Annotated in this window: 19 protein-coding genes; 4 read left to right on the forward strand and 15 right to left on the reverse strand. The window is 54.4% G+C overall.

All coding sequences use genetic code 11. From position 1 onward, the window contains the following. Positions 1 to 16: 16 nt before the first annotated feature. From SynPROS91_RS04565 to SynPROS91_RS04590, 6 genes are all read right to left on the reverse strand, one after another. Positions 17 to 1822 carry a DEAD/DEAH box helicase gene (locus tag SynPROS91_RS04565; RefSeq protein ID WP_186518776.1) on the reverse strand — a complete coding sequence of 602 codons (1806 nt, stop codon included), beginning with the start codon at positions 1820 to 1822 and terminating at the stop codon, positions 17 to 19. A gap of 106 nt (positions 1823 to 1928) precedes the next feature. Continuing rightward, on the reverse strand, positions 1929 to 2279 hold the full coding sequence (locus SynPROS91_RS04570; protein ID WP_186518778.1) for a phosphomannose isomerase type II C-terminal cupin domain: 351 nt from the start codon (positions 2277 to 2279) through the stop codon (positions 1929 to 1931). Further along, a complete protein-coding gene (locus tag SynPROS91_RS04575) occupies positions 2280 to 3959 on the reverse strand; it encodes an ATP-dependent RecD-like DNA helicase (protein ID WP_186518780.1) in 1680 nt (559 codons plus the stop codon). Beyond that, positions 3956 to 7615, reverse strand: a complete 3660-nt coding sequence (locus tag SynPROS91_RS04580) for a UvrD-helicase domain-containing protein (RefSeq protein WP_186518782.1) — start codon at positions 7613 to 7615, stop codon at positions 3956 to 3958. The genes SynPROS91_RS04575 and SynPROS91_RS04580 overlap by 4 nt, the downstream gene beginning before the upstream one ends. Further along, positions 7612 to 10923 (reverse strand): exodeoxyribonuclease V subunit gamma, encoded by a 3312-nt coding sequence (locus SynPROS91_RS04585; protein ID WP_186518784.1) that lies wholly within the window; start codon positions 10921 to 10923, stop codon positions 7612 to 7614. Before SynPROS91_RS04585 ends, SynPROS91_RS04580 begins: the two co-directional genes overlap by 4 nt. Further along, positions 10917 to 11525, reverse strand: a complete 609-nt coding sequence (locus SynPROS91_RS04590; RefSeq protein WP_186518786.1) for a metallophosphoesterase — start codon at positions 11523 to 11525, stop codon at positions 10917 to 10919. The genes SynPROS91_RS04585 and SynPROS91_RS04590 overlap by 7 nt, the downstream gene beginning before the upstream one ends. Here SynPROS91_RS04590 and SynPROS91_RS04595 point away from each other — a divergent pair. Next, entirely contained in the window at positions 11519 to 11866 is a 348-nt protein-coding gene (locus SynPROS91_RS04595; protein ID WP_255439935.1) for a hypothetical protein, read from the forward strand. The genes SynPROS91_RS04590 and SynPROS91_RS04595 overlap by 7 nt on opposite strands. Positions 11867 to 11922: 56 nt before the next feature. Here the strand turns inward: SynPROS91_RS04595 and SynPROS91_RS04600 are convergent, their stop codons facing one another. The 3 genes from SynPROS91_RS04600 to SynPROS91_RS04610 form a co-directional block, all read right to left on the reverse strand. Beyond that, on the reverse strand, positions 11923 to 12312 hold the full coding sequence (locus tag SynPROS91_RS04600) for a putative quinol monooxygenase (RefSeq protein ID WP_186518788.1): 390 nt from the start codon (positions 12310 to 12312) through the stop codon (positions 11923 to 11925). Between the two features lie 71 nt (positions 12313 to 12383). Then, the gene (locus tag SynPROS91_RS04605; RefSeq protein WP_222929402.1) at positions 12384 to 12674 is read right to left on the reverse strand and encodes a hypothetical protein; all 291 of its coding nucleotides are present in this window, start codon (positions 12672 to 12674) and stop codon (positions 12384 to 12386) included. Positions 12675 to 12834: 160 nt separating this feature from the next. After that, positions 12835 to 13035, reverse strand: coding sequence for a hypothetical protein (locus tag SynPROS91_RS04610; protein ID WP_186518792.1), 201 nt, complete (start codon positions 13033 to 13035; stop codon positions 12835 to 12837). A gap of 1140 nt (positions 13036 to 14175) precedes the next feature. Here SynPROS91_RS04610 and SynPROS91_RS04615 point away from each other — a divergent pair. After that, complete coding sequence (locus SynPROS91_RS04615) at positions 14176 to 14406, forward strand: hypothetical protein (protein WP_186518794.1); 231 nt, start codon at positions 14176 to 14178, stop codon at positions 14404 to 14406. Between the two features lie 272 nt (positions 14407 to 14678). Here SynPROS91_RS04615 and SynPROS91_RS12165 read toward each other — a convergent pair whose 3' ends face one another. Then, positions 14679 to 14810, reverse strand: a complete 132-nt coding sequence (locus tag SynPROS91_RS12165; RefSeq protein WP_255439736.1) for a hypothetical protein — start codon at positions 14808 to 14810, stop codon at positions 14679 to 14681. Positions 14811 to 15004: 194 nt separating this feature from the next. Then, positions 15005 to 15256: a hypothetical protein gene (locus SynPROS91_RS04620; protein ID WP_186518796.1), complete on the reverse strand. Its 252-nt coding sequence runs from the start codon at positions 15254 to 15256 to the stop codon at positions 15005 to 15007. Between the two features lie 37 nt (positions 15257 to 15293). Here SynPROS91_RS04620 and SynPROS91_RS04625 point away from each other — a divergent pair, with 37 nt between their 5' ends. Continuing rightward, positions 15294 to 15575: a hypothetical protein gene (locus SynPROS91_RS04625; protein ID WP_255439936.1), complete on the forward strand. Its 282-nt coding sequence runs from the start codon at positions 15294 to 15296 to the stop codon at positions 15573 to 15575. Between the two features lie 246 nt (positions 15576 to 15821). Here the strand turns inward: SynPROS91_RS04625 and SynPROS91_RS04630 are convergent, their stop codons facing one another. The 3 genes from SynPROS91_RS04630 to SynPROS91_RS04640 form a co-directional block, all read right to left on the reverse strand. Next, positions 15822 to 16022 carry a hypothetical protein gene (locus SynPROS91_RS04630; protein WP_186518800.1) on the reverse strand — a complete coding sequence of 67 codons (201 nt, stop codon included), beginning with the start codon at positions 16020 to 16022 and terminating at the stop codon, positions 15822 to 15824. Further along, positions 15998 to 16174 (reverse strand): hypothetical protein, encoded by a 177-nt coding sequence (locus tag SynPROS91_RS04635; RefSeq protein WP_186518802.1) that lies wholly within the window; start codon positions 16172 to 16174, stop codon positions 15998 to 16000. The genes SynPROS91_RS04630 and SynPROS91_RS04635 overlap by 25 nt, the downstream gene beginning before the upstream one ends. A gap of 130 nt (positions 16175 to 16304) precedes the next feature. Beyond that, complete coding sequence (locus SynPROS91_RS04640) at positions 16305 to 17171, reverse strand: NAD(P)-dependent oxidoreductase (RefSeq protein ID WP_186518804.1); 867 nt, start codon at positions 17169 to 17171, stop codon at positions 16305 to 16307. 286 nt (positions 17172 to 17457) lie between these two features. Here SynPROS91_RS04640 and SynPROS91_RS04645 point away from each other — a divergent pair, with 286 nt between their 5' ends. Beyond that, positions 17458 to 18000: a tetratricopeptide repeat protein gene (locus tag SynPROS91_RS04645; RefSeq protein ID WP_186518806.1), complete on the forward strand. Its 543-nt coding sequence runs from the start codon at positions 17458 to 17460 to the stop codon at positions 17998 to 18000. Between the two features lie 249 nt (positions 18001 to 18249). Here the strand turns inward: SynPROS91_RS04645 and SynPROS91_RS04650 are convergent, their stop codons facing one another. Then, entirely contained in the window at positions 18250 to 18696 is a 447-nt protein-coding gene (locus tag SynPROS91_RS04650) for a hypothetical protein (protein WP_186518808.1), read from the reverse strand. Positions 18697 to 19020 lie beyond the last annotated feature (324 nt).

Consider the following 19020-nt stretch of genomic DNA (forward strand, 5'->3'; position numbering starts at 1 on the left):
GACGATGACTCAAGAATTAGGAATCCTTGCGGATTTGAAGCTCCTGGTTCATCACTTTGAGCTGGCGAAGAGAATTAAAGACATTCTCTGGCATGCCTTTGGGAAGGTCTACAAGGCTGTGCGTTTCAAAGATCTGAATCCGACCAATCATGCGTCCTTCCAGTCCTGATTCATTGGCAATCGCCCCAACCAGGTTGCCCGGTTTCACGCGATCGCGATGACCGACTTCAACCCTGAACCGCTCCATGTCCTCTTCTGGCTGGCGTGAGGCACGCTCCGGTCTCCTGCCGCGGTCGTTGCCTCGATCTCCGCGTCGGTCATCGCGTCGGTCGTTGCGCAAGGGAGCTTTCAGCCAGTTTTCATCGCCTTGGACCAACAGCGGGCCTTCACCAATGGCCAACCTCATCGCGGCCAGAGTGAGTTGTCCGGGCTCTACCTCGAGCTCTTGGGCCACTCTTTGGATGAGTTCCTGAAGCAGTGCGGTCTCTTCCTCTGGTTTGTTTTCGCTGGTGGCTTCAGCGCTGAGGCGGGTGCGAAGACGGTCAAGACGACTCTGGTTGATTTCGGCATTGCTAGGGATGTCCATCGGCTCAATGGCCTGTCCCACGGCGCGTTCGAGATTGCCGACGAACCTCCGCTCCCTAGGTGTGATGAACAGGATGGCTTCCCCGCTGCGTCCAGCTCGGCCAGTACGACCGATGCGGTGCACGTAAGCCTCGCTATCGAATGGCATGTCGTAGTTGATCACAAGACCAATGCGGTCAACGTCGAGACCACGAGCTGCGACATCGGTGGCAACCAGAATGTTGACGGTCCCTTTGCGCAGACGTTCCACGGTGCGCTCCCTTTGATTTTGGGGCACGTCTCCATTGAGCACAGCCACGTCGTGACCGGCGGCTTCCAGGGATTCCGCAACCGTGAGTGTGATGGCTTTGGTTCGCGCAAAAATAATTACCCCTTCGCCCGTCACCGCTTCAAGGACACGGTTAAGTGCTTCGATCTTGTGAGAGTTCTGCATGGTGATGCAGCGATGACGGATCCGGCGTGCCTCTTTGTCCTTCGTCTTGATCGTGATTTCTGCAGGTTCACGCAAGTAGCGCTTGGAAAGCCTGCGGATTTCGTTCGGCATCGTCGCTGAAAACAGCACGACCTGACGTTCTTCCGGTAATTGCTCGAGGATCCATTCGACGTCGTCGATGAAACCCATACGCAGCATTTCATCGGCTTCATCTAATACCAGGCTGCGCAATCCGCTTGTATTCAGCGTTCCTTGGCGCATGTGATCCATTACGCGTCCTGGAGTACCAACCACCACGTCAACGCCACGCCTTAACGCGTTGATTTGGGATCGGAAATCGGACCCTCCATAGATCGCCAGCACGTTGAGGTGGGGATGCCCAGCGGAATACGCCTTGAATGCTTCCGCCACTTGCATCGCCAGTTCACGGGTTGGTGCCAGTACAAGCACGCTTGGGAGCGGGCTATCGCCTTGCAATCTCTCCAGCAAAGGCAGAGCGAAGGCGGCGGTTTTCCCCGTGCCTGTTTGCGCTTGGCCCACGAGATCGCGTCCCAGCATCAACTCTGGGATGGCCGCCTTTTGGATCGGTGAAGGTTCCTTGTATCCCTTGTCAGCAAGGGTTTTGAGGAGTGCGTCACTGAAGCCGAATTCCGAGAATCCCGAGGGGGGTTCTGGCTCTTCGACGGTTTCAATCACTGTTGTATAGACCTCTTCGGTGGTCTCCGCTGCGGTGCTCTCGGAAATCTCAGACATGCTGAGATCCACGGAACAGGACCCTGAGTCCTGAGCTGGTGTATTGGTCATTCTTGAAAGGCAATTGCCTGATTAATCCTTTAAATCAGGCTTGCAACGTCCAATCGGCCTGAACCGCGCTGTATTGCTTGCCTTTCGATTAAAGGTTGAAGATCTATCATAACACTCTGCCGTAGTCATCCTCTAAGCGTTCGATATCGCTTTCTTCGAGGATCGAGCCATGCTGGACCTCAATGATCATTAGGTCGCCATCTCCACCGAAAGCACGGTGGACGGCTCCCTTGGGAATATGCAGCGTGTCTCCGGCTGAGACCTTCGACCATTGACCTTGGCAAAACAGCTCCCCGCTTCCTTGGGCCACCGTCCAGTTTTCGCTGCGATGTTGATGGCGTTGAAGGCTCAAACGTTGCCCTTGCTGAATCAGCAATCGCTTCAGCTTGTAACCCGGGCCACTGCCTAAATCCTCGTACCAACCCCAAGGACGGATCACTCTCTCGGTCTCCCTCACCTACTCATCCACGATTTTGCCTTGATCCTCAGGATGCCGAGATCCTGTTGAGCGGCCTAGATCCAACGCCGTTGGATCTGCAAATAAAAGCAGTTGCTTTTTGGCGCGTGTCATAGCTGTGTAAAGAAGCGAGCTGCTTTGGCGATCGTCGAGGGCAGGCCAGAGCAGTAGCACTTTGTCCATTTCACAGCCCTGAGCTTTGTGAATGGTGAGTGCCAGAGCTGGCTCTAGGTGGCGAAGACGGGCTGGATGCAAAAGCGCATGCCGGCTCTCGCCAGAGGGCTCGCTGCTGAGAAACAGGGCCCGTTGATGAGCCCCCTCTCCGACCATGATCCCAAGATCTCCATTGGCGAGTCCGAGTTCCGGCTGATTTTCACTGCAAAGCACTGGCAAACCAGAGGGCCAGCGTTGCGGTTCAGAGCCATCAAGCAACCGTTGATGGACGGCATCAACACCCCATGGCCCGCGTCGACGCGGGCAAAGCACCATCAAGGCGTCAAGCATGCGCAGAAGGTCCTGGGCTTGTTGTTGATGGGGTTGCCCATGGGCGTCGATCTCTAAAGCGCTTGCTCTCGCCTTGAGATGGTCAAGATGCTGGATGAGTGCGGCATGCACAGCCTCAGGAAGCTGTTTTGTTTTGAGGTAATCAACGCTGATGTTTGAGGTTTTAGGCAGCGAGCTGAGTTGGGACCAGAACGGCTTCAGGCCTTGATCACGGAGCAGTGCACTCATCTGAGCGAGGGCACCTCGATTGCGATACACCTTCGTGAGGGTGATGGCCCCATCGTTGAAGCGCCTGTTTTGAGCCGGTTCCTGGAGATGCTGCCAGACGGCTCCTGCACCAATCGGTGGCAGCTGAGCGCTGTCTCCAACCAGGACCAGTTGGCAATGGCTTGGCAGAGCACTCAACAGGGCACGGCCTAGCTCCAAGTCCACCATCGACATTTCATCGACGATGAGCAGGTCCAAAGGCAGCGGGTTGCGTCGGTGACGGCCAAAGCCTCCAGGGCGGGCCTCCAGCAAGCGATGAAGAGTGGTGCAGGGCAAGGATGCGGTTTTTGGGTGGCTGCGAATGGCGTCCTGGAGGCGACGTGCGGCCTTGCCTGTGGGAGCGGCTAGCCGAGCCCGAAGCTTGGGTTGATTCTCAAAAGCGCGGAGCAGCATGTGCAGCACCGTGCTGGTTTTACCGGTTCCGGGTCCGCCGCTGAGCAGAACCACGCCGTAGTGATCGATGGCATGGACAGCCGATTGCTGCTCCGGACTGAGATCGTTGGTCTTGGTTCGGCGGCTGGACGTGGAGCCGTGGGGTGTGGCATGGATTGGAGCCTGGAAACAGCGGCGCTGAAGTTCGAGTTCGAGCTCTTGCATGGCTCCATGCCAGCGCCGCCAGGACAGGGTGTTGTTGCTCAGAACCAAAACGGATTGGTCACCCTCCAGCCATCCACTGGCCACTAAGGCTTCACGGTGAACCCTGGGCCAGCCATCACTTTCAATCCCCTCTGGAACCTCGGCTTCATCGTGGAGTTGAAGGGAGATGTCACCTCGGCTAAGGGCAAGGGTGAGTGCACGCACGATCTCGAGGAGCGGTGCACTGCTTTGCTCCGGCGGCATGCGCCGCTGAAGCGTGGCGAGCAATCCACGCTCAAGGGCAAAGAGAGCATCCGTCGCTGCAGATTTCATGACGACAGCCCCTCAAGCCATTGGTCCAGACGGCGGATTCGCGTCAAAGGTGCAGGCTCGATCACCACCCCAGAGCCTCCTTCGGGGCTGATGCCCCTCAGAAACACATAGGCGTAACCACCGAGGTGGCGGTCTGGGTTGTAACCATCGAGCCTCCAGCGCAGGTAGCGATCCAGGGCCAAAAGGTAGAGATGGGCTTGGAGTGGATAGTGATGGGAGAGCATTTGCTCCTCCATCGCGGCTTGGCTGTAGTGCCGAGGGCCACAGGCGATGCCACGGCCAGAGTCGTCCCGTTCACCAATCCAATTGCTTTTCCAATCCGCTACCCACCACCGGGCTGTGGCGGGATCATCCCCATCGGTGAACACCAGATCGATCGATCCCGTCAGAAACCCCCGACTGCAAATGTCCAATTGGCGCAGGCTTTGCGCGTAGTTCTTCCCAAAGCGGTGGTCGTTGTCTGCTTCGAAGGCATGGGCTAAACCAGCGGAGCGCACTGGATCGCCTTGCTGGGCAACGGGCAGATCAAAGCTGAGTTCATGAAGACGCCGTCCTACGTCCAAATCGGACAGCTTCAAGTCTTTGAGAGGGCCGCCAAGGGGTGCGGTCAGCACAGTATTGAGCGCTGAGATCACGGCATCGCCATGCTCGAGGTCGATTCCGGCTCGGCCGAGCTCTTCAGCCACCACCACCTGATTGGGAGCTTGGTCTGCAGGGCCTTGAAAGCTCACCTGTTCAAGGATTCTGTGCAGACAATCGCCAGCTCCCGGACCTTTCGGGAACTCTGCAAGAGGACCATTCTGGTTGGCTGAATCCAGCTGGCTTCCTGGAGCTTCGCTGTTGGCTACGGCATCGGTGTCGACTACAGCATCGATGTCGCGCCCCTCTTCGAGATTGCGTGGATCAGCAGGAGCCGGTTTGTGATGTCCATTTTGAGAGGAGATCCAGGCGGAGTAGCTGCTCCGACCCCAGCTGCGGTCGAGGCTGCGTTGAGGAACGTCCGACAGCTGCAAGGTCTCGAGCCTCGGAGCTGGACGCCAGAAATGTAGGCGTGTGTTTTCTGGTGGTAAGTGGAGACTCGCGAGGGGGGCGTCGAGCCTGGAGAGCTCCGTCATCCAGCTGGCCAAAGGATTGGCGTCCTGTCCAGCAGCGGCGACCCAAAACACCACGAGATGGCGCTGCGCGCGCGATAAGGCCACGTAGGCCAGCCGCTCTGCTTCTGCAGCACTGTCGAGTTGATCTCGTTCAGCGGCCTTGTATCCATGGCCCCAATGGGGGTTGAGAGCCACTTGCCAGGTCCCTTCTGGATCGTTGGGAGGGTTTCGCCAAAGAGGGCCTTTGCGATCAGCTGGTGCTTGCCACAAATAGGGGCAGATCACTACGGGGTATTGCAGGCCTTTGCTTCGGTGCACGGTGACAACGGCCACCGCGCTTTCCGCTAAATCGCTGTGGGGCTGCCTGATGTCAGGGGTGGGTTCGATGGGTTGTAGGCGTTGTCGCCTCAGCCAATCTGCGGCGCTGCTCAGGTCCAGGCCTTGTCGATGCATGGCGTCTTGCACCAGTCGCGCACATTGCTGAATGTCGCCTAATAAGCGCCCGCGGCTGGAGAGATCAGCGAGCATTCGGCCCTCGAGGAGTTGGGACAAGCAACCGAGCAAACCCAGGGAAGGGAGGACGTCCTGCAGGTTGCGGAGTTGCCCTGCGAGTCGGTCGAGATCACTGTTGGTTTCCGCCTCCTGCAACTGACGGCTTGTCCATTGCATCAAGGCAGAACAGGCGAGTCGCCGCAGTCGTCCGCCATCTGCGGGGGTGGTCAGGGCATCGAGAAAATGTTGCAGCTCCGTCGCGCCGGTGGTGCTGAGGACATCTCCAGGACTCACGAGTCGGCTGGGTAGGCCTCGTTGCGCGAGCTGTTCTCGCACCGCCTCGGCTTGTCGATGACGACTGACAAGAACGCAAAGATCCGATGGGGTTAGGGACGGATCGTTGTCCAGCAGGTGGAGGGCATGGCAAGCGACCAGGGTCGGAATGGTCGATTCGAGTGCTGTGCGGGTGGGGGGGTGATCGGGGTCATCGACCTGTAGATCAATGAGTTGGAGAGGTTGCTCACCTTCCGGGAGGTCCAAGGGAAGGGCGCTGGCACAGGGTGTAACAGGCGGCACTTCGAGGTTTGAGAGGGTGAGGCCTGGAGCCATCCATTGGTTCATCGCCTCCATCAAGGTCGGGGTTGTACGCCTGTTGTCGAGCAGATTGTCGATTCGATCCGCTGTTTGTCGGGCTTGTTTGTAGGTGTTGAGATCTCCTCCTCGAAAGCGGTAGATCGCTTGCTTGGGATCACCCACCATCAGCAATAGATGGTTTGGGGTTGCGAAGCAGGCCTGGAGCAGACGCCACTGCAGTGGATCCGTGTCTTGAAATTCGTCGATCAGAGCCACGCGATATCGCTGCTGAATCGGGGCCAGCCAGCGTTGCGGTTCAGCATCTGTCGCATCTGGATCGAGGGCATCGAGTAAGCCAGAAAAGCTGATCACGCCCTGTTGAGCGCGGCGGGCGGCCAGGGTGTGGAGTCCCTGGGTGAGCGCATGGCGCCACACCTGCTCAGCTGGTCCATCCCACAGCGTTGCAATGGCTTTTTGCAGGGTTGGTTGGGGAAGGTTTGGATTGATTTCGCTGCAACGGCGGGCTGTTTTGCTGAAACATCCGGGATGGAAGTAGTCGCCGAGCAGACTCTGTTTTCGCACGTCTGCGTAACTAATACGTGACGGCTGCGTGCCAGTTAGCTCTGAGATCCAATCGCTGAGTTCGCTAGCGCGATCTTTTTTGGGTTTTGGTGAGTAGGGCTTGGTGTCGGTTTGGCCTTGGCTTCGCCAATCCGTTGCGCAGTCGCGAAAGGCCGTTTCTAAGCCGTGACCGTTGGTCTTCCATTGCGCTTCGAATTCTGTCCAGCTCGATTGGAGCCAGTGCTCAAAGCACTCGATCAGGGGACGCTCTTGATCTTGAGCCCCCTCAGTACCGGCGATCCGAACAGCGCAATCGCTGTCCAAGCGGCTGAGGGCATGGCTCAACTGATCAGCTGAGAGGCCAGCATGCAACAACCCTGAGACGTTGTCGGCAGGTAGGGCCAGCACCTGGTGTTCCCAGTAGTCGTAGGCCACCTCTTGGCACAGATGCTGGCTGTCACTCTCAAGACATACCTCCATCGCTGTGCCGTTCTGGAGTGCTTGCCGGCGAAGGCTGCGCCGGCAGAAGCCATGGATGGTGGTGATGTCGGCTCGCTCAAGCCCCTCCAGTGCTTCCAGCAGGTTGCTGGCAATCGTGCGACGGGTGTTGGGATCTTGCCCATGGAGTGCCAGCCACTCCTCCATCACTGCATCGGGGGGTGGGGCGTTGGTTTGGGCGTCTGAGTCGTTGGCTTGATCTTGGAGCAGGGCTTTCAAGGCATCGTTGAGTCGACGCCCAATCCGATCACGTAATTCCGCAGCGGCTGCTTCTGTGAAGGTCACGACCAAAAGCTCTTTGAGGTTGAGCTTCCGCTCTGTCACCAGCCGCAAAACCAGGTGGGCTAGAGCAAAGGTTTTGCCCGTTCCGGCACTGGCTTCTAGGAGACGAACGCCGGCATCTAGGGGGTACTGATTGGGTTCAAAACGGCTGCTCATGGCCGTTGCGCCTCCAGCATCGGCGCATACAACGCTTGAAAGGCTTCTTCAAAGCAGGCTGTGCTTAAAAAATCGTCTGCTTCGAAGTGGTCGCCAAAACAAAGCTGCATCTCTGGACGCTCCCGCTCTCCCATGCCTGCGAATCCCCCATCCCAGCGACTTGCAAACGCTCGGTTTGCTTTATCCAGACTTTTACTCAACGTGAGGGCCTTGGCCAATCCACTAGAAGGGGGCACCGGCCAGCAGGATTCAGCTCCTGCGATTGCTAAGGCATTGAGAGAAAAGAGAAGCTCCTGAGCTCGGCCTGGATCCAGTGGTTGCCAATGAAGGGCAAGCTCAAATTGATCAGTTTTGGCGCTGCTGTCACATCGACAGACCACAGCCGTTGAAGTGGAGACTCCCGACGCTTGCTGGATGAGGTGGGTGAACCAGCCGCCAAGAGCAGTGCGGGACTGAAGCCGGCCTGCGCTAACCAAAACCGTGGTGGCCCCAGCTCTCAGCACAGAGCGTGACTCGGTCTCTGTGCGGATGGATTCACAGTGCAAAGCCCCAAGTTTTAACAGGGTTTGTTGCAGGTTCTGCCAGCGCTGTTCGAGGCGATTGGCAGCCAGTAGGCCTGCTGCGCCAGGCGGAAGCAACCCTTGACCTCGAAGCTGTGTGCTCCATTCCCCCGGAAGAGCGTGGTCCCAGATCAAGCTCGAATCGGTTGCCAGCCAGTCGAGCTGATTGAGGAAAGACTGGTTCAGAAGGGATTGACGCTCCCGCTCCTCGAGTTCGAGCGCTGAGAGATCTTCCACGGGGGTGGACCACTCCCGTGTCTCCAATCCCCGCGCTTTGAGCCAATAGCGCTGGGGAGCCTCAATCCAACGACTGACTGCGTCTGAATCAACGGCGTCTGAATCCAAACAGTTAGGGGTTGCAATTGGACTCCAGCTCAGGGGGTGGGCTAGGCCCAGGGAGCTTTCGCTGAGGCGATGGTGATCGCGGCGATCGAGATTGCGCCTGGCGTCGAGGTGGTGACGATCAGAACTGAAGGCTGAGCCGGAGCGATTGACGAGAAAATTTCGAGGATCCAAGGGATTCGCTGGTTGTACCAACACCACTCGCTCGAACTGTTCGGGTTTGAGTTGCTCCTTCAGCAAGCTGAGCCATTGTTGAACCGGCGGCGCGGGGGGAAGCTCTTCGCCCTTGCGTTCATCGCGTGCATTCCAGCTGATCAGCAGATGTTGTCGCGCCGACATCAACGCCTCCAGCAGCACGTAACGGTCTTGATCTGTGCTCGATGGATCTCCGAGTCGGCGCTGCTGTTCCAGGAGGTGAAAGCCAGGGCGTTCCCGCTGACGCGGAAAGCCTTGCGAATCAAGCCCCATCAGCACGATCAGCCGATGGGGAATCGCCCGCATCGGCTCTAGGGCGCTGATCGTGAGGGCACCACTGCGGTGGCCAAAGCGACCGCTATCGGCGGAGAGGGCCTCATCAAGAATGGAGACCACAACGGAGAGATCAAGGTCAAGAGTGCACTCAGAGGCCTGTTGCTGCATCGTGTCGAGTGCTTCGACGATCGCTTGTTGCTCCCAGGCCCAGTCCCCTCCATCGCCATAGAGATGCTGGAGAAGCTGATTCAACTGCGTGGTCCAAGCGCTGGGACTGTGGGGTTGACGTAGGCGAATGATCCATTGCGCGAGTCCATCCAGAAGCGGCCACCATTGTTCAAGTTGCTGAATGGTGAGACCTCCCTGGAAGGGGGCGCAGCCTCCAGGAGCGAGACCTGGCTCGGCAGGCAGAACGAGGCCAAGCAGCCAGCGATCAAGACACCAATTGAGGCTATGGGTGTCATCGCCTCCTCGCTCCTTGCCATCCACCCCCCAACGGAAGCCCGTCTGCTGGAGGCACTGGGTGATCCGCAAGGCATCCGTGGCCGTGATGCCTTGAAGCACTTGGAGAGCTGGGTTAGCCAGAAGAGCCTCTAACCCGGATGCCGTGAAGCGCTCACTGGCCAGCCTCAAAAGGGCCATAAACCCTTGGCTCAGTCCTGGGGTGCTCTGTTGGCTTCGGTCGGTCAGTCTCCAGGGAATGCTGACTCCAGTGGCGTCGTGATCACCGAAGACGGAGCTGAGGAGCGGGGCATAGCGCTCCACATCCGGAGTCATCACCAAGACATCGCGAGGCTCCAGGCTTGGATCGGAGGCCAGCCATTGCAGGATCTGATCGCGAACCAGTTGAACCTCGCGCCATGGTCCTGCGCAGGCCAAAAAACGCAATGAGCTGTCTTGATCAACAGGGGTGAGGAGTGGTGCGCTTCCATCCACCAACTGTTGTTGCACTTGCTCTAAGAGCGTGGCTGGCCGCTGTTCGGATGCAGCGATCTGAATGGGCGCTGCGAAGAGATCGCCCTGATCCCATTGGCCGAGCGAGCAGTCTCCGTTGCCTTCCAAAAGCAACTGAAACTCAGCCCCCATGCGTCCCAAAATCGCCTCCAGTCTTGGTGATTCCAGGAGCCAGGGCCCATCCGGTGGTGTGTTCCACGCTTGTCCGAGCGTTTGTCTCCTCTGTTCGGAGCGTTGCCACAGCTCAGGGCATGGCGTGAGTAGGTACAGCTCAATCGCCATCAGGCCCGAGAGGCCTTGCAGGAGTTCCACCTGAACAGGGGCGAGATTGCTGATGCCAAACAGGCGTAATCGAGGCGGTAGAGCGGCTACTGAAACATCACCTGTTCGTAGACGTTGAACGGCCTTTTGCACCTGAAGACCAAAGGGATCACAGGGGAGGAGTGCTGCAAGGGCGCGAACGAGCTGTGGTTGCCAGTGCAAATGAGCCGGCAGGTCAGCGTCTCCATGACCTTCAATCCATTGGCTCAGTTCCTGCGGTCGGTAGAGGGCGTAGTCATCCACCGCATCGGCGAGGCAGCGCGCCAGTTGCCAATGATCACGATTGAGCCGTCCAGAAACGCTTGCGTGTTGCTCCCACCAAAGGTTCAGGCTTTCAGCAGTTGGGTGGTCGAGAAGACCGGGGAGCACCTTTAAAACAGACCAAACCAGTCGTTCTGCGCGCCAAGGATCTTCAGTGCTTGGATCGAGATCCAAGATGCAGCGCACCAGCTGACGTAAGCGTGATCCAGGAAAGGGAAAACGCACTAGAGCACTAATGCCGTTGGCTTTGGCAAGCTGCTCGCCGAGCCATCGGCTTGTGGGCCAGGTGTTGACGACAATCTCCAGCTCCTCAAACGGACCTGGTGGGTCAAGCGTCAGCGTCTGGGCCAGAAGCGTTGCCAGAAACTCTGTGCGATTGCTGCGGTAGACCGTTAGCAAGGCCCTACCTGCAGCGATGGAGCCGTCCGATTTCGTGGAGCAGCCGTTGCCCCCCGAACCCCCTCCACTTGCACAACAGCTTCTGTTTCTGGGCAGTACGCCGAGAGTTTTCCTCCAGACACCGCACCCGTATCCACCATCACGATCCGACCGTGACGCTCCACATCAGGTCGGGGGGTATGACCAACCACCACAAGTCCATGGCTTCCGTCGTAATGCTCCCAGAAGGGCTCACGAATGGTCAGGTCGGGATGACCGTTGGAATCAAATCCTGCGTGGGTTGCCACCCAGCCATTTCCCCAAAAAACAGTAGGGAGATGCTGGAGGCGCGTTAGCCATGGGTTGGGACTGTTGAGCGCAGGATCCGCGAGGGTCTGTAAGAGGGCCTGCTCATGATTTCCTCGCAGCCAGGTTGCCTGTCCAGCAATAACCAAGGACCAAGCCAACTGCATGGTGGTGGTGGTTTGGGGCCCACGGTTGATGACATCACCGCAAAACACGACGTGATCATTCTTTGGCAAAACGCCGAGCAGTCGCTGCAGAGGCTGGTAACAACCATGCACGTCACCGATCACCCAGTGATTGCCCGTGAGTGATGGCATGCCATACAGCAGGTGGCCTGATCACATTAATTCCCTTTGCTTGTGCGAATGAGATGCGTGGAAATGCTTACTCTGATGGCCCTTGTGAACATGGTGTGGACCCACGATCATTGCCAGTGGCTCGCCGCGTGAGCCTGCTCGTGAACGCCCTTGATGGTGCCCAACGCACCAATGAGGCTCTTGCTGCATGTGCCAATGGTGAAGAAATGCTCGACGTCCTCCTGGGAGCATCGATGAAATTAAGGCTTGCACTGACGCGCGAGCAGCTCCGCAATACACCACCGATTCGAGATTGGGTTTGGTGGAAAAATAAAGAAGCAATTATTACGATTGGGAATTAAAAAATGACTTGCCTTATTATTTATTTTTTCTCTTAAGAAATCCCTAGTTGGTTTGATTAAACTCTGCTATATCCAAGCTTGGATGGATAAATCTTAAGGGGAAGTCCGAAGGACTCCATCAGCTTTCTGCAGTCATCGCCAACAGTTCCATAAACTTCGATGCTGAAGCCATCTCCAAGTTCAGCGTGTTTTTGCAAATACTCCTGAACAGGGGGGTTGGAGACGTGAGCCGCAAATGCTTCGTCATTTGCATAGGCCTCTGACCACACAAACGCTTGTGGGTCTTCTGGATCTTGATCAAAGGTGTGATGAAGCATGCCAGGTTCGGAAGACTGAACGGCCATGTCAGTGATCCGGGCGAGTTCCAGATATTGATCCACGCAGCCCGGCTTGACGTGGATGCGTGCAAGAAGGAGGAAGGGAGTGGATTGATCAAACATTGTCATGAACGGCTCAGTCGTTTGATGCTGTGTTCGGTCATTTTATCCTTCTCTTTCAACCTGGTAGCTATTCCGGTCTAACTTTTTTCAGTTATGACTTCCTGAACGACAACGTCTCCATCACCTAAGGCTTCAACCATTTCCTCAACAAAATGGTCTGCATAGAACTTGATGTTGTCCAGCTTTTCGGAGGGATTGTGATCGTTGGTGACCTCATCAACAGCCTCATCTGCTATTGCCTTTCTCATCTCATCCTTTGAAAGTAAGTGTCGAGCTTCTTCGACACTCATCAATGGGTTCTCAGTGGTCACGCTGAATGCATGAAAGGCCGTGAAGGTGAAGCCGATGGTGTGTGTGTACTCAGCCATGACCTGCAGTTCGAACACTGATAAGACCCATTCTTGATGCCAGGGTGTCCGATTGCTCTCGTCGTGCTGATACACAAACCTTGGTGATCATGCGTCTGTGCTTGTGGCAACGAACTCAGTCTCCTGTCGCCATGATCGATGCCGTCTACATATCCAGCAGCTAGCTCACGAAGTCTGCTTCTGAGGCTGCTTTCACCACTTCCAGATCATCAAACGACGTCGGCTTCAAATGGTCAATGAAATGAATGCGGGCAGCATCCGACTTGATCCATTCATTGAGCTGTTCTCTGCTCTGAAGTTCGGGGACATTCAAATTCACTGTGATGGTGGCAAGCAGGGTTATCTTTTGCGAGTAATCCATTGTTTGAAGTTTAAAGTTGAATAAGTAGTGCTCGAGCGAATAGCAAGCGAGAATTACAGTTCTTCGATGTATTCTCTTTGACTATAGTAATATAGTCTGGCTGTGCAATTAGTTGCAGGGTGCTGTTTGCACTTTTTGAATCATTGCCTTTGGCTTTCGCTGAGGATGCTGCGCTGCATATGTTTCCCCTAGCAAGGCTTTATATTGTTTTCTTCTTGCTAAGTAGGCACCCTAGAACTCAATGGACTTGCTGTTAAGTTCGTGCCTATCTGTTTGTTTTTAATCTCTGCTGTCTCATAGGATTAGTGTTCATCACTTTCTCCTTAGAGACCGATACTCCCTCCAGGTGAAACGTGGCCCCTGGATGAACTGTTGAACAATGGGAGCATTGAATTCAGACAAGGATGTGCTTGCAGATTTAGATCGCTGACCCGCTGATGCAATGATCCGTACCTTTTCACGGCCTCAATCCAATATTGGATGGGACTTGGAGGAGCAGTGATGAATGGGTTCCCTGCTCCAGAGGAACCATCCGCTTGTGCAGCTGGTAAAGGGCAATAAAAAAACCCCACTCAAGGCGGGGCTGTTTGACGTGAACCCTTGAGCTCACTTCGTGTATGACAAGCCGCGATAGGTCAGTTGTGCCTTCTTGGTTGCATCAAAACCAGCACCTTGAAGTTGCACGTACTTCTTGCCGCGATAGGTCAGTGTCATTTGAGGTTCCTCAGAAATCCAGGTCCCCGTTCCGTGGCCTGGCGAGTCTGCGCCTCACAGATGTGAGGTGAACGTTGTATGTAGCTGTTGCTACTCCACCTTTATAACCATATGAGGAGCCACTCAGTAGTTCATTGCGATACAAGAGTGGGATTGGATTTGGAGATTTGTATCTGGTTAATCCAGGAAAATAAAACCCCCTGCTCCTGGTAGGGCTAGGCATGGATTAGTGCCAGGTATTGAACAGCTGTTTAGCTGCCTTTAGGCGCATATTGATGAGGCGTAAAACAACAGATGGGCCCGTAATCATTGGGGTTCCCAGCCATGTGGAGTTGCTGCTGCCCGCTGCACTAGGCCGTTTCAGCTTTGCTGGTTGACGACATCCCCCTTGCCGAGCTAGTACATATGTACTGCGGCTGATGGGTTATGGAGGAGTGGGGTTATGTGGACGAGCGGGAGCTGAGCAACTGCCGATGTTCCAGTGTTTGTGTGGCGTGCCAGCACTTTCGGCATGGCGTGGACCAGCACTGCCACACCTTGGTGGCGTGCAACATTCGGCAGCGGTTATTGCAGCAGGGCCATCACCTCACCAAGACCTGCAAGCTATGGGCGCCAACTTGGCAGAGCACCGCTGGCTGGGCTCCTGAGATGGGCTAAGTCAAGGCATAAAAAAAGATCTGCTTCCACACAGATCTTTTTTTATTGATTGAAAGACCGCTCCCTCAAGCGGCATTCGTTCGCGGATCCCGTCCAAGGAACGCTTTGCATACCGTAACATTTCTGTAACGGCTTGTAAAGATCAGCGTTGTGGCTGTTGGTTCAATTTGTAGATGTTGAGAGCGAAGCAGGCGGTCCCGAAGCTCACGAGCAGAACGAGAAGATCTTGTGTGGTCATGGTTTGAACCGGTAAGAGTGTTTCTGGCTGAGACTCAGCTTTGAGCTGCTTTTGCTTTTTTTACGACTGGCAGGTCGGAAGGCTGGGCAAGGATGTAGACGACAGCAGCGGAGACAACTCCGGTGAAGGCGATCAAACCAAAGATGGCGGTGGAGTAGTCGGTCATCAGTAACGCTTGTGAACTTATGTAACAGACTCTAGGGGACCTAGTGACGGTTTGTAAAGCAGGCTGGGCGTGTGCCTGCTTCTGGCTTGAGTGACCAGGCATAAAAAAAGAAGGCGACGAAGCCTTCTTTGGGGGTGTGAGGAGCCAAACCTTGTGAGGAGTTGGCTAAGCACATGCTGAGCAGGTTGCGTAGGTCAGTCAACCAACTGATACGTCGGGACTTGCTCAGTGGGATTTCTGAGCCAAGATTCATCTGTGAGGAGGGCTTCTTCACGGAGTGGAAACAAGGCAACACGCCCAAAGAGAAGCCGAGAAACCCTGCCTTTGGCGGGGTTTTCTTTTGGCTTTTTGCCAGCGCGCCAAGAGCTGTTGAGCGCATGCACGATGCTTCCGTTGCAGACGAGTGACTGCTTTCCTTCAAAGGTGTTCGGCCAACTCGGCATCATCAGCTTGCGCTGACAAGCTGGGCTGATGAAATGCTTCTTGCTGCTTCTTTCGCTGATCGGAACATCAGCACTGGCTCAGAGTTTTCAGACGATTGATCGGGTTGATGGTTGGTTGATTGAGCGCAAGCTAGATAGCGAACAAAATCATGTTTGCCGTGCATCAGTTGCTGGCGGTGGCTCCTGGTTCTCTGCTCGGGTTCGCCTGGATCGTGATAACGCAGTTGTGGTTCCAAACGGTTTGACCATGCCAAACAAGGCATCGCTGGATTCGGCACGTGAGGCACTGCGTCTGTGCCGATCAAGCCTTCTCTACTTCTAAGCAAATTTGAGCTGATTCAGGTGAAGGCCCAGTTGGGACTTTGTGATGGACGTGATGGTGATCAGGATTTTCCAAAGATCTTCTCCAGGACATTCCGATCGTTCTGAAGTGAGTTGGCTCGCATTGGCTTTGAAGTGCCCATGGGTCTGGGCTGCCGAGGTCGATTTAAAAAGACTTTGCTGAGCCACCAAACCTGGAGACCAAGAAAAAGGATGGCAAGTAGCCCCAACTCAAATGCGCCCTGCATTAGTAGTGCTTGCCTCGGTTCTCGATGGCATCCCTTTTGAAGCACTCCAACTCTTCCGGCGTATGGAGCGGGGGCTTCTGTGCTTTGCCTGTCAGTCGCTTAAGGAGTCGCAATAGACGCTTCATGTCGTCAGTCTGGCTCGGACCGTCTTGATCGAGATTGTGTCGTACCCCGCCTACTTGCGGTTGAGGACCTTCCATCCTGCCCAGATGATCACGGCGAGAACGATCCATCCGAAAAAGGCTCGGAGGAGCATTAAACCGATCAAGAGCACGAATGCCGTGCCAGCGACGTTTTTAACGATTGCTTTGCTGCTGTCAGACATGTACTGCCAGCGAGGAATCAGAGCCATGGCGCCACCTCATTACATAGCCACAGTGCCACCGGCATCCATCTCTGTCACGGATGACTCGTTGCTGTCAGGGCTGCTTGTTCCAGTGAAGGAGTCACCACTCGCTATTCATTTCAAGACCATCAAGACCTCAATGATCTTTGGCTGAATCTGCTGTCAAAGCATGCAGCGCTGAATAATCGCCTGCATCAAGGGGTGTTCCTTTCGCGAGAGTTAGGAGTTCGACCAACCCCTCGAGTGCCTCAGCATTCACCCCAGCCAGAGCCGCCTCACGAACAAAGAGCTGCAAGTCTTTGCGCAGCAGCGCCGTACTGAAGTTGGGATTGGTGAAGTCGTTCGAGAGCATCCGGTCGAGTTTTTTATCGACAGTTGGTGCATAGAGCGCTGAAGGGCGAAGCACCTCCATAAAACGTTCTATCTCTAAGCCTGAGGCTTGAACCAATCGCAAGGCCAGGGAATAGCCGTGGGTGAGGCTGGCAATGAGCTGGTTGAGAGCCAGCTTGCTGGCAGCTGCACTGCCGGTTGGCCCCATCCACTTCGGATCAGCAGACAGCAGGCGTAGCAGCGGTAATTGCTGTTGAAAGATGGCAGCATCGCCTCCTGCCATCACCAGCAGCGTGCCTTTGAGTGCCTCTGGTTTGCTCCCCAAGACTGGAGCTTCCAGGTAGAAACCCTGCTGCCCTTGAACCTGCAGTTCAAGTTGCCGCGATTCGCTGATGCCCATCGTGCCCATCGGTAGGCAGCAGACGGCATCGAGGTCACCCAGCTCAGCAATCACCTCTGCACTCACGGGCCCGTCACGCAGCACCGTGATCACGGCTTGGCAGCCCTTCGCTGCCCCATCGAGGTTTTCAATCTGCTCAGCCCCCTGCTTCAGGAGTGGCTCACATTTTGCTGCGGATCGGTTCCAGATTTTCAACGTCACCCCCTGCTCGAGCAGACGGTGGCCGATCGCCACACCGAGCAGACCTGTGCCGAGCAACGCAATGGTGGGCATCGAATCGAAAACTGTTGAACTCGATGATCATCATCCAGCTAGGGCTGCTAACTGAGCAGAGACGTTGACTGCGCAAACCTTGGATGGATCGTCTTTGCCCACTCAGCACATAAAACAAGCTGAATGTTGTAGACAATAATGATGTAATCCATAGAGAAGTGGGCGATGGCCTGTTTGCCTTGGTGTATTAAATAATCAAGTCTGTTGTCTTCAAAGTTGGAATTTGTGGCGATACATTCTCAATTGAAGCTGGTTGCTGTTCACTGCACGCGGTGCTCTGACTACGATGGTCGAAGTTAAGCAGCTTCATGAAGTGCCTATTCGTAACACCGTAGTCGCAGTTTTGCTCTTCTTGCTTGCATTTTTATCGGCTGGTTTCACTACTCCTGACCTGAATGACTTCACTAGCGGTGCGGAAAAGCTTGGATCTGGTGACTATCGAGGAGCACTTGTGGACTTTAATAAAGCAATAGAGCTTAATCCAGAGGATCCCGAAAGTTTCTTTTATCGTGGTCTCGCCAAAGCGAAATCAGGAGACTTTCAAGGTTCTATTGTTGATTACGATAAAGCAATTCAACTGAAACCAAATTATCTTGATTCCTACGGAAGCCGCGGAATTGCTAAAGCAAGATTAGGTGATCTTGAAGGTGCAATTCAAGATTTTGATAAGGCAATAGAGATTAGCCCGAAGGATGGCAATGCTTACTTCAACCGTGGCATTGCAATGGAGATGTCTGGTGTCATGAGCGATGCATGTGTTGATTGGAGAAAAGCATTAGATCTGGGCCATGCTCCTGCTGCTAAATTCTTGAGCAAGAATTGTCAGTAACTCAAGTTTGATTGGATATTGGTAAAGATATGATTCACTGAACAGGCTTTGTCCGGCTGAATGAAATCTATTCCCATGATCAATCGATAAGGTTGCATGGTAAGCAATCATGCCGATTTGCTATGTTGTTGACACGTTTTTTTTGAGGTGCGGCATAATGTATGATCGATCGTTATGCTCCTGGTGAATATTTAGTTTGGAGAACGTTGAATAATTTACCCTCCAGCCTTGTGTCATGGCTGCAAGTGTTTAATTTTGAATTCTTTTTTCAGAAGAAGGCTGATTGAACGGCTGATGCTTTTGCGATAGAAGCAGTCCTGAGCCTAAAGCAACAAGAGCAATAATGGTTAGCGCCACGGTTTTTTTAGGGAAGAATGAACTTGCATTTTTATCTATGATGCTTTTGTTGAGTTGAGCTCTTCGTTCTGAAAGCTCTTTGATTTCTAGCTTGAAGCTCTCTTCCTCTTTGTCGAGGCACTCCATTGTTGAGGTAAAATCATCTTGAATATTTTCTATACTTAGAAGTTCATTGGTTGTATTCTTTCGCAGTTTCTCCATTGCTTCAAGATACGACTGTCTTACTCCTTGCTTTTGGTCAATAACCTTTTGAACGCGCTTTTCTTTTCTTCTTATCTGCTTGTTTAGGGAAGAAATATCTTCCCTTGGACTAAATGGTTTTGTCTTCTTTCCGGCCATTGATGTTCTGAACGTATTGGTCAAAGTATACCGTTCTTAAGATGCTTCTTCGCTTGATGTCAAGACTCAAGTCGTAGCAACTCAATTGCTCCTAGGCGAGTGAGCGCTTGCTTGTTGAATTGAATCAATATCTAAAAGGCTTGACAGTCTTCTGAGTTGTTTCATTTTCTTTCGCAATCCATGCGCTGTTCCCTATGGCATCATTCTTTATGTCTTTGATTAATCACTGTGCCAATCAATGGAATAATTACACCTAGAGATAACAAGCCAATGATCATCTTATCCTTCCAAGACTGCTCATTTTGAAAGTGAACCTGTCTCTCT

Source organism: Synechococcus sp. PROS-9-1 (assembly GCF_014279775.1).
Taxonomy (GTDB): Bacteria; Cyanobacteriota; Cyanobacteriia; order PCC-6307; family Cyanobiaceae; genus Synechococcus_C.

Coding starts and splice junctions, on each gene's coding strand:
- SynPROS91_RS04600 (WP_186518788.1), bottom strand. CDS start 12,312: ATGACAATGTTTGATCAATCCACTCCCTTCCTCCTTCTTGCACGCATC.
- SynPROS91_RS12165 (WP_255439736.1), bottom strand. CDS start 14,810: ATGACCGACTACTCCACCGCCATCTTTGGTTTGATCGCCTTCACCGGA.
- SynPROS91_RS04590 (WP_186518786.1), bottom strand. CDS start 11,525: ATGCCATCACTCACGGGCAATCACTGGGTGATCGGTGACGTGCATGGT.
- SynPROS91_RS04615 (WP_186518794.1), top strand. CDS start 14,176: ATGGAGGAGTGGGGTTATGTGGACGAGCGGGAGCTGAGCAACTGCCGA.
- SynPROS91_RS04575 (WP_186518780.1), bottom strand. CDS start 3,959: ATGAAATCTGCAGCGACGGATGCTCTCTTTGCCCTTGAGCGTGGATTG.
- SynPROS91_RS04630 (WP_186518800.1), bottom strand. CDS start 16,022: ATGGAAGGTCCTCAACCGCAAGTAGGCGGGGTACGACACAATCTCGAT.
- SynPROS91_RS04565 (WP_186518776.1), bottom strand. CDS start 1,822: ATGACCAATACACCAGCTCAGGACTCAGGGTCCTGTTCCGTGGATCTC.
- SynPROS91_RS04605 (WP_222929402.1), bottom strand. CDS start 12,674: ATGGCTGAGTACACACACACCATCGGCTTCACCTTCACGGCCTTTCAT.
- SynPROS91_RS04635 (WP_186518802.1), bottom strand. CDS start 16,174: ATGGCTCTGATTCCTCGCTGGCAGTACATGTCTGACAGCAGCAAAGCA.
- SynPROS91_RS04610 (WP_186518792.1), bottom strand. CDS start 13,035: ATGGATTACTCGCAAAAGATAACCCTGCTTGCCACCATCACAGTGAAT.
- SynPROS91_RS04580 (WP_186518782.1), bottom strand. CDS start 7,615: ATGAGCAGCCGTTTTGAACCCAATCAGTACCCCCTAGATGCCGGCGTT.
- SynPROS91_RS04620 (WP_186518796.1), bottom strand. CDS start 15,256: ATGATGCCGAGTTGGCCGAACACCTTTGAAGGAAAGCAGTCACTCGTC.
- SynPROS91_RS04650 (WP_186518808.1), bottom strand. CDS start 18,696: ATGGCCGGAAAGAAGACAAAACCATTTAGTCCAAGGGAAGATATTTCT.
- SynPROS91_RS04595 (WP_255439935.1), top strand. CDS start 11,519: ATGGCATGCCATACAGCAGGTGGCCTGATCACATTAATTCCCTTTGCT.
- SynPROS91_RS04645 (WP_186518806.1), top strand. CDS start 17,458: ATGGTCGAAGTTAAGCAGCTTCATGAAGTGCCTATTCGTAACACCGTA.
- SynPROS91_RS04640 (WP_186518804.1), bottom strand. CDS start 17,171: ATGCCCACCATTGCGTTGCTCGGCACAGGTCTGCTCGGTGTGGCGATC.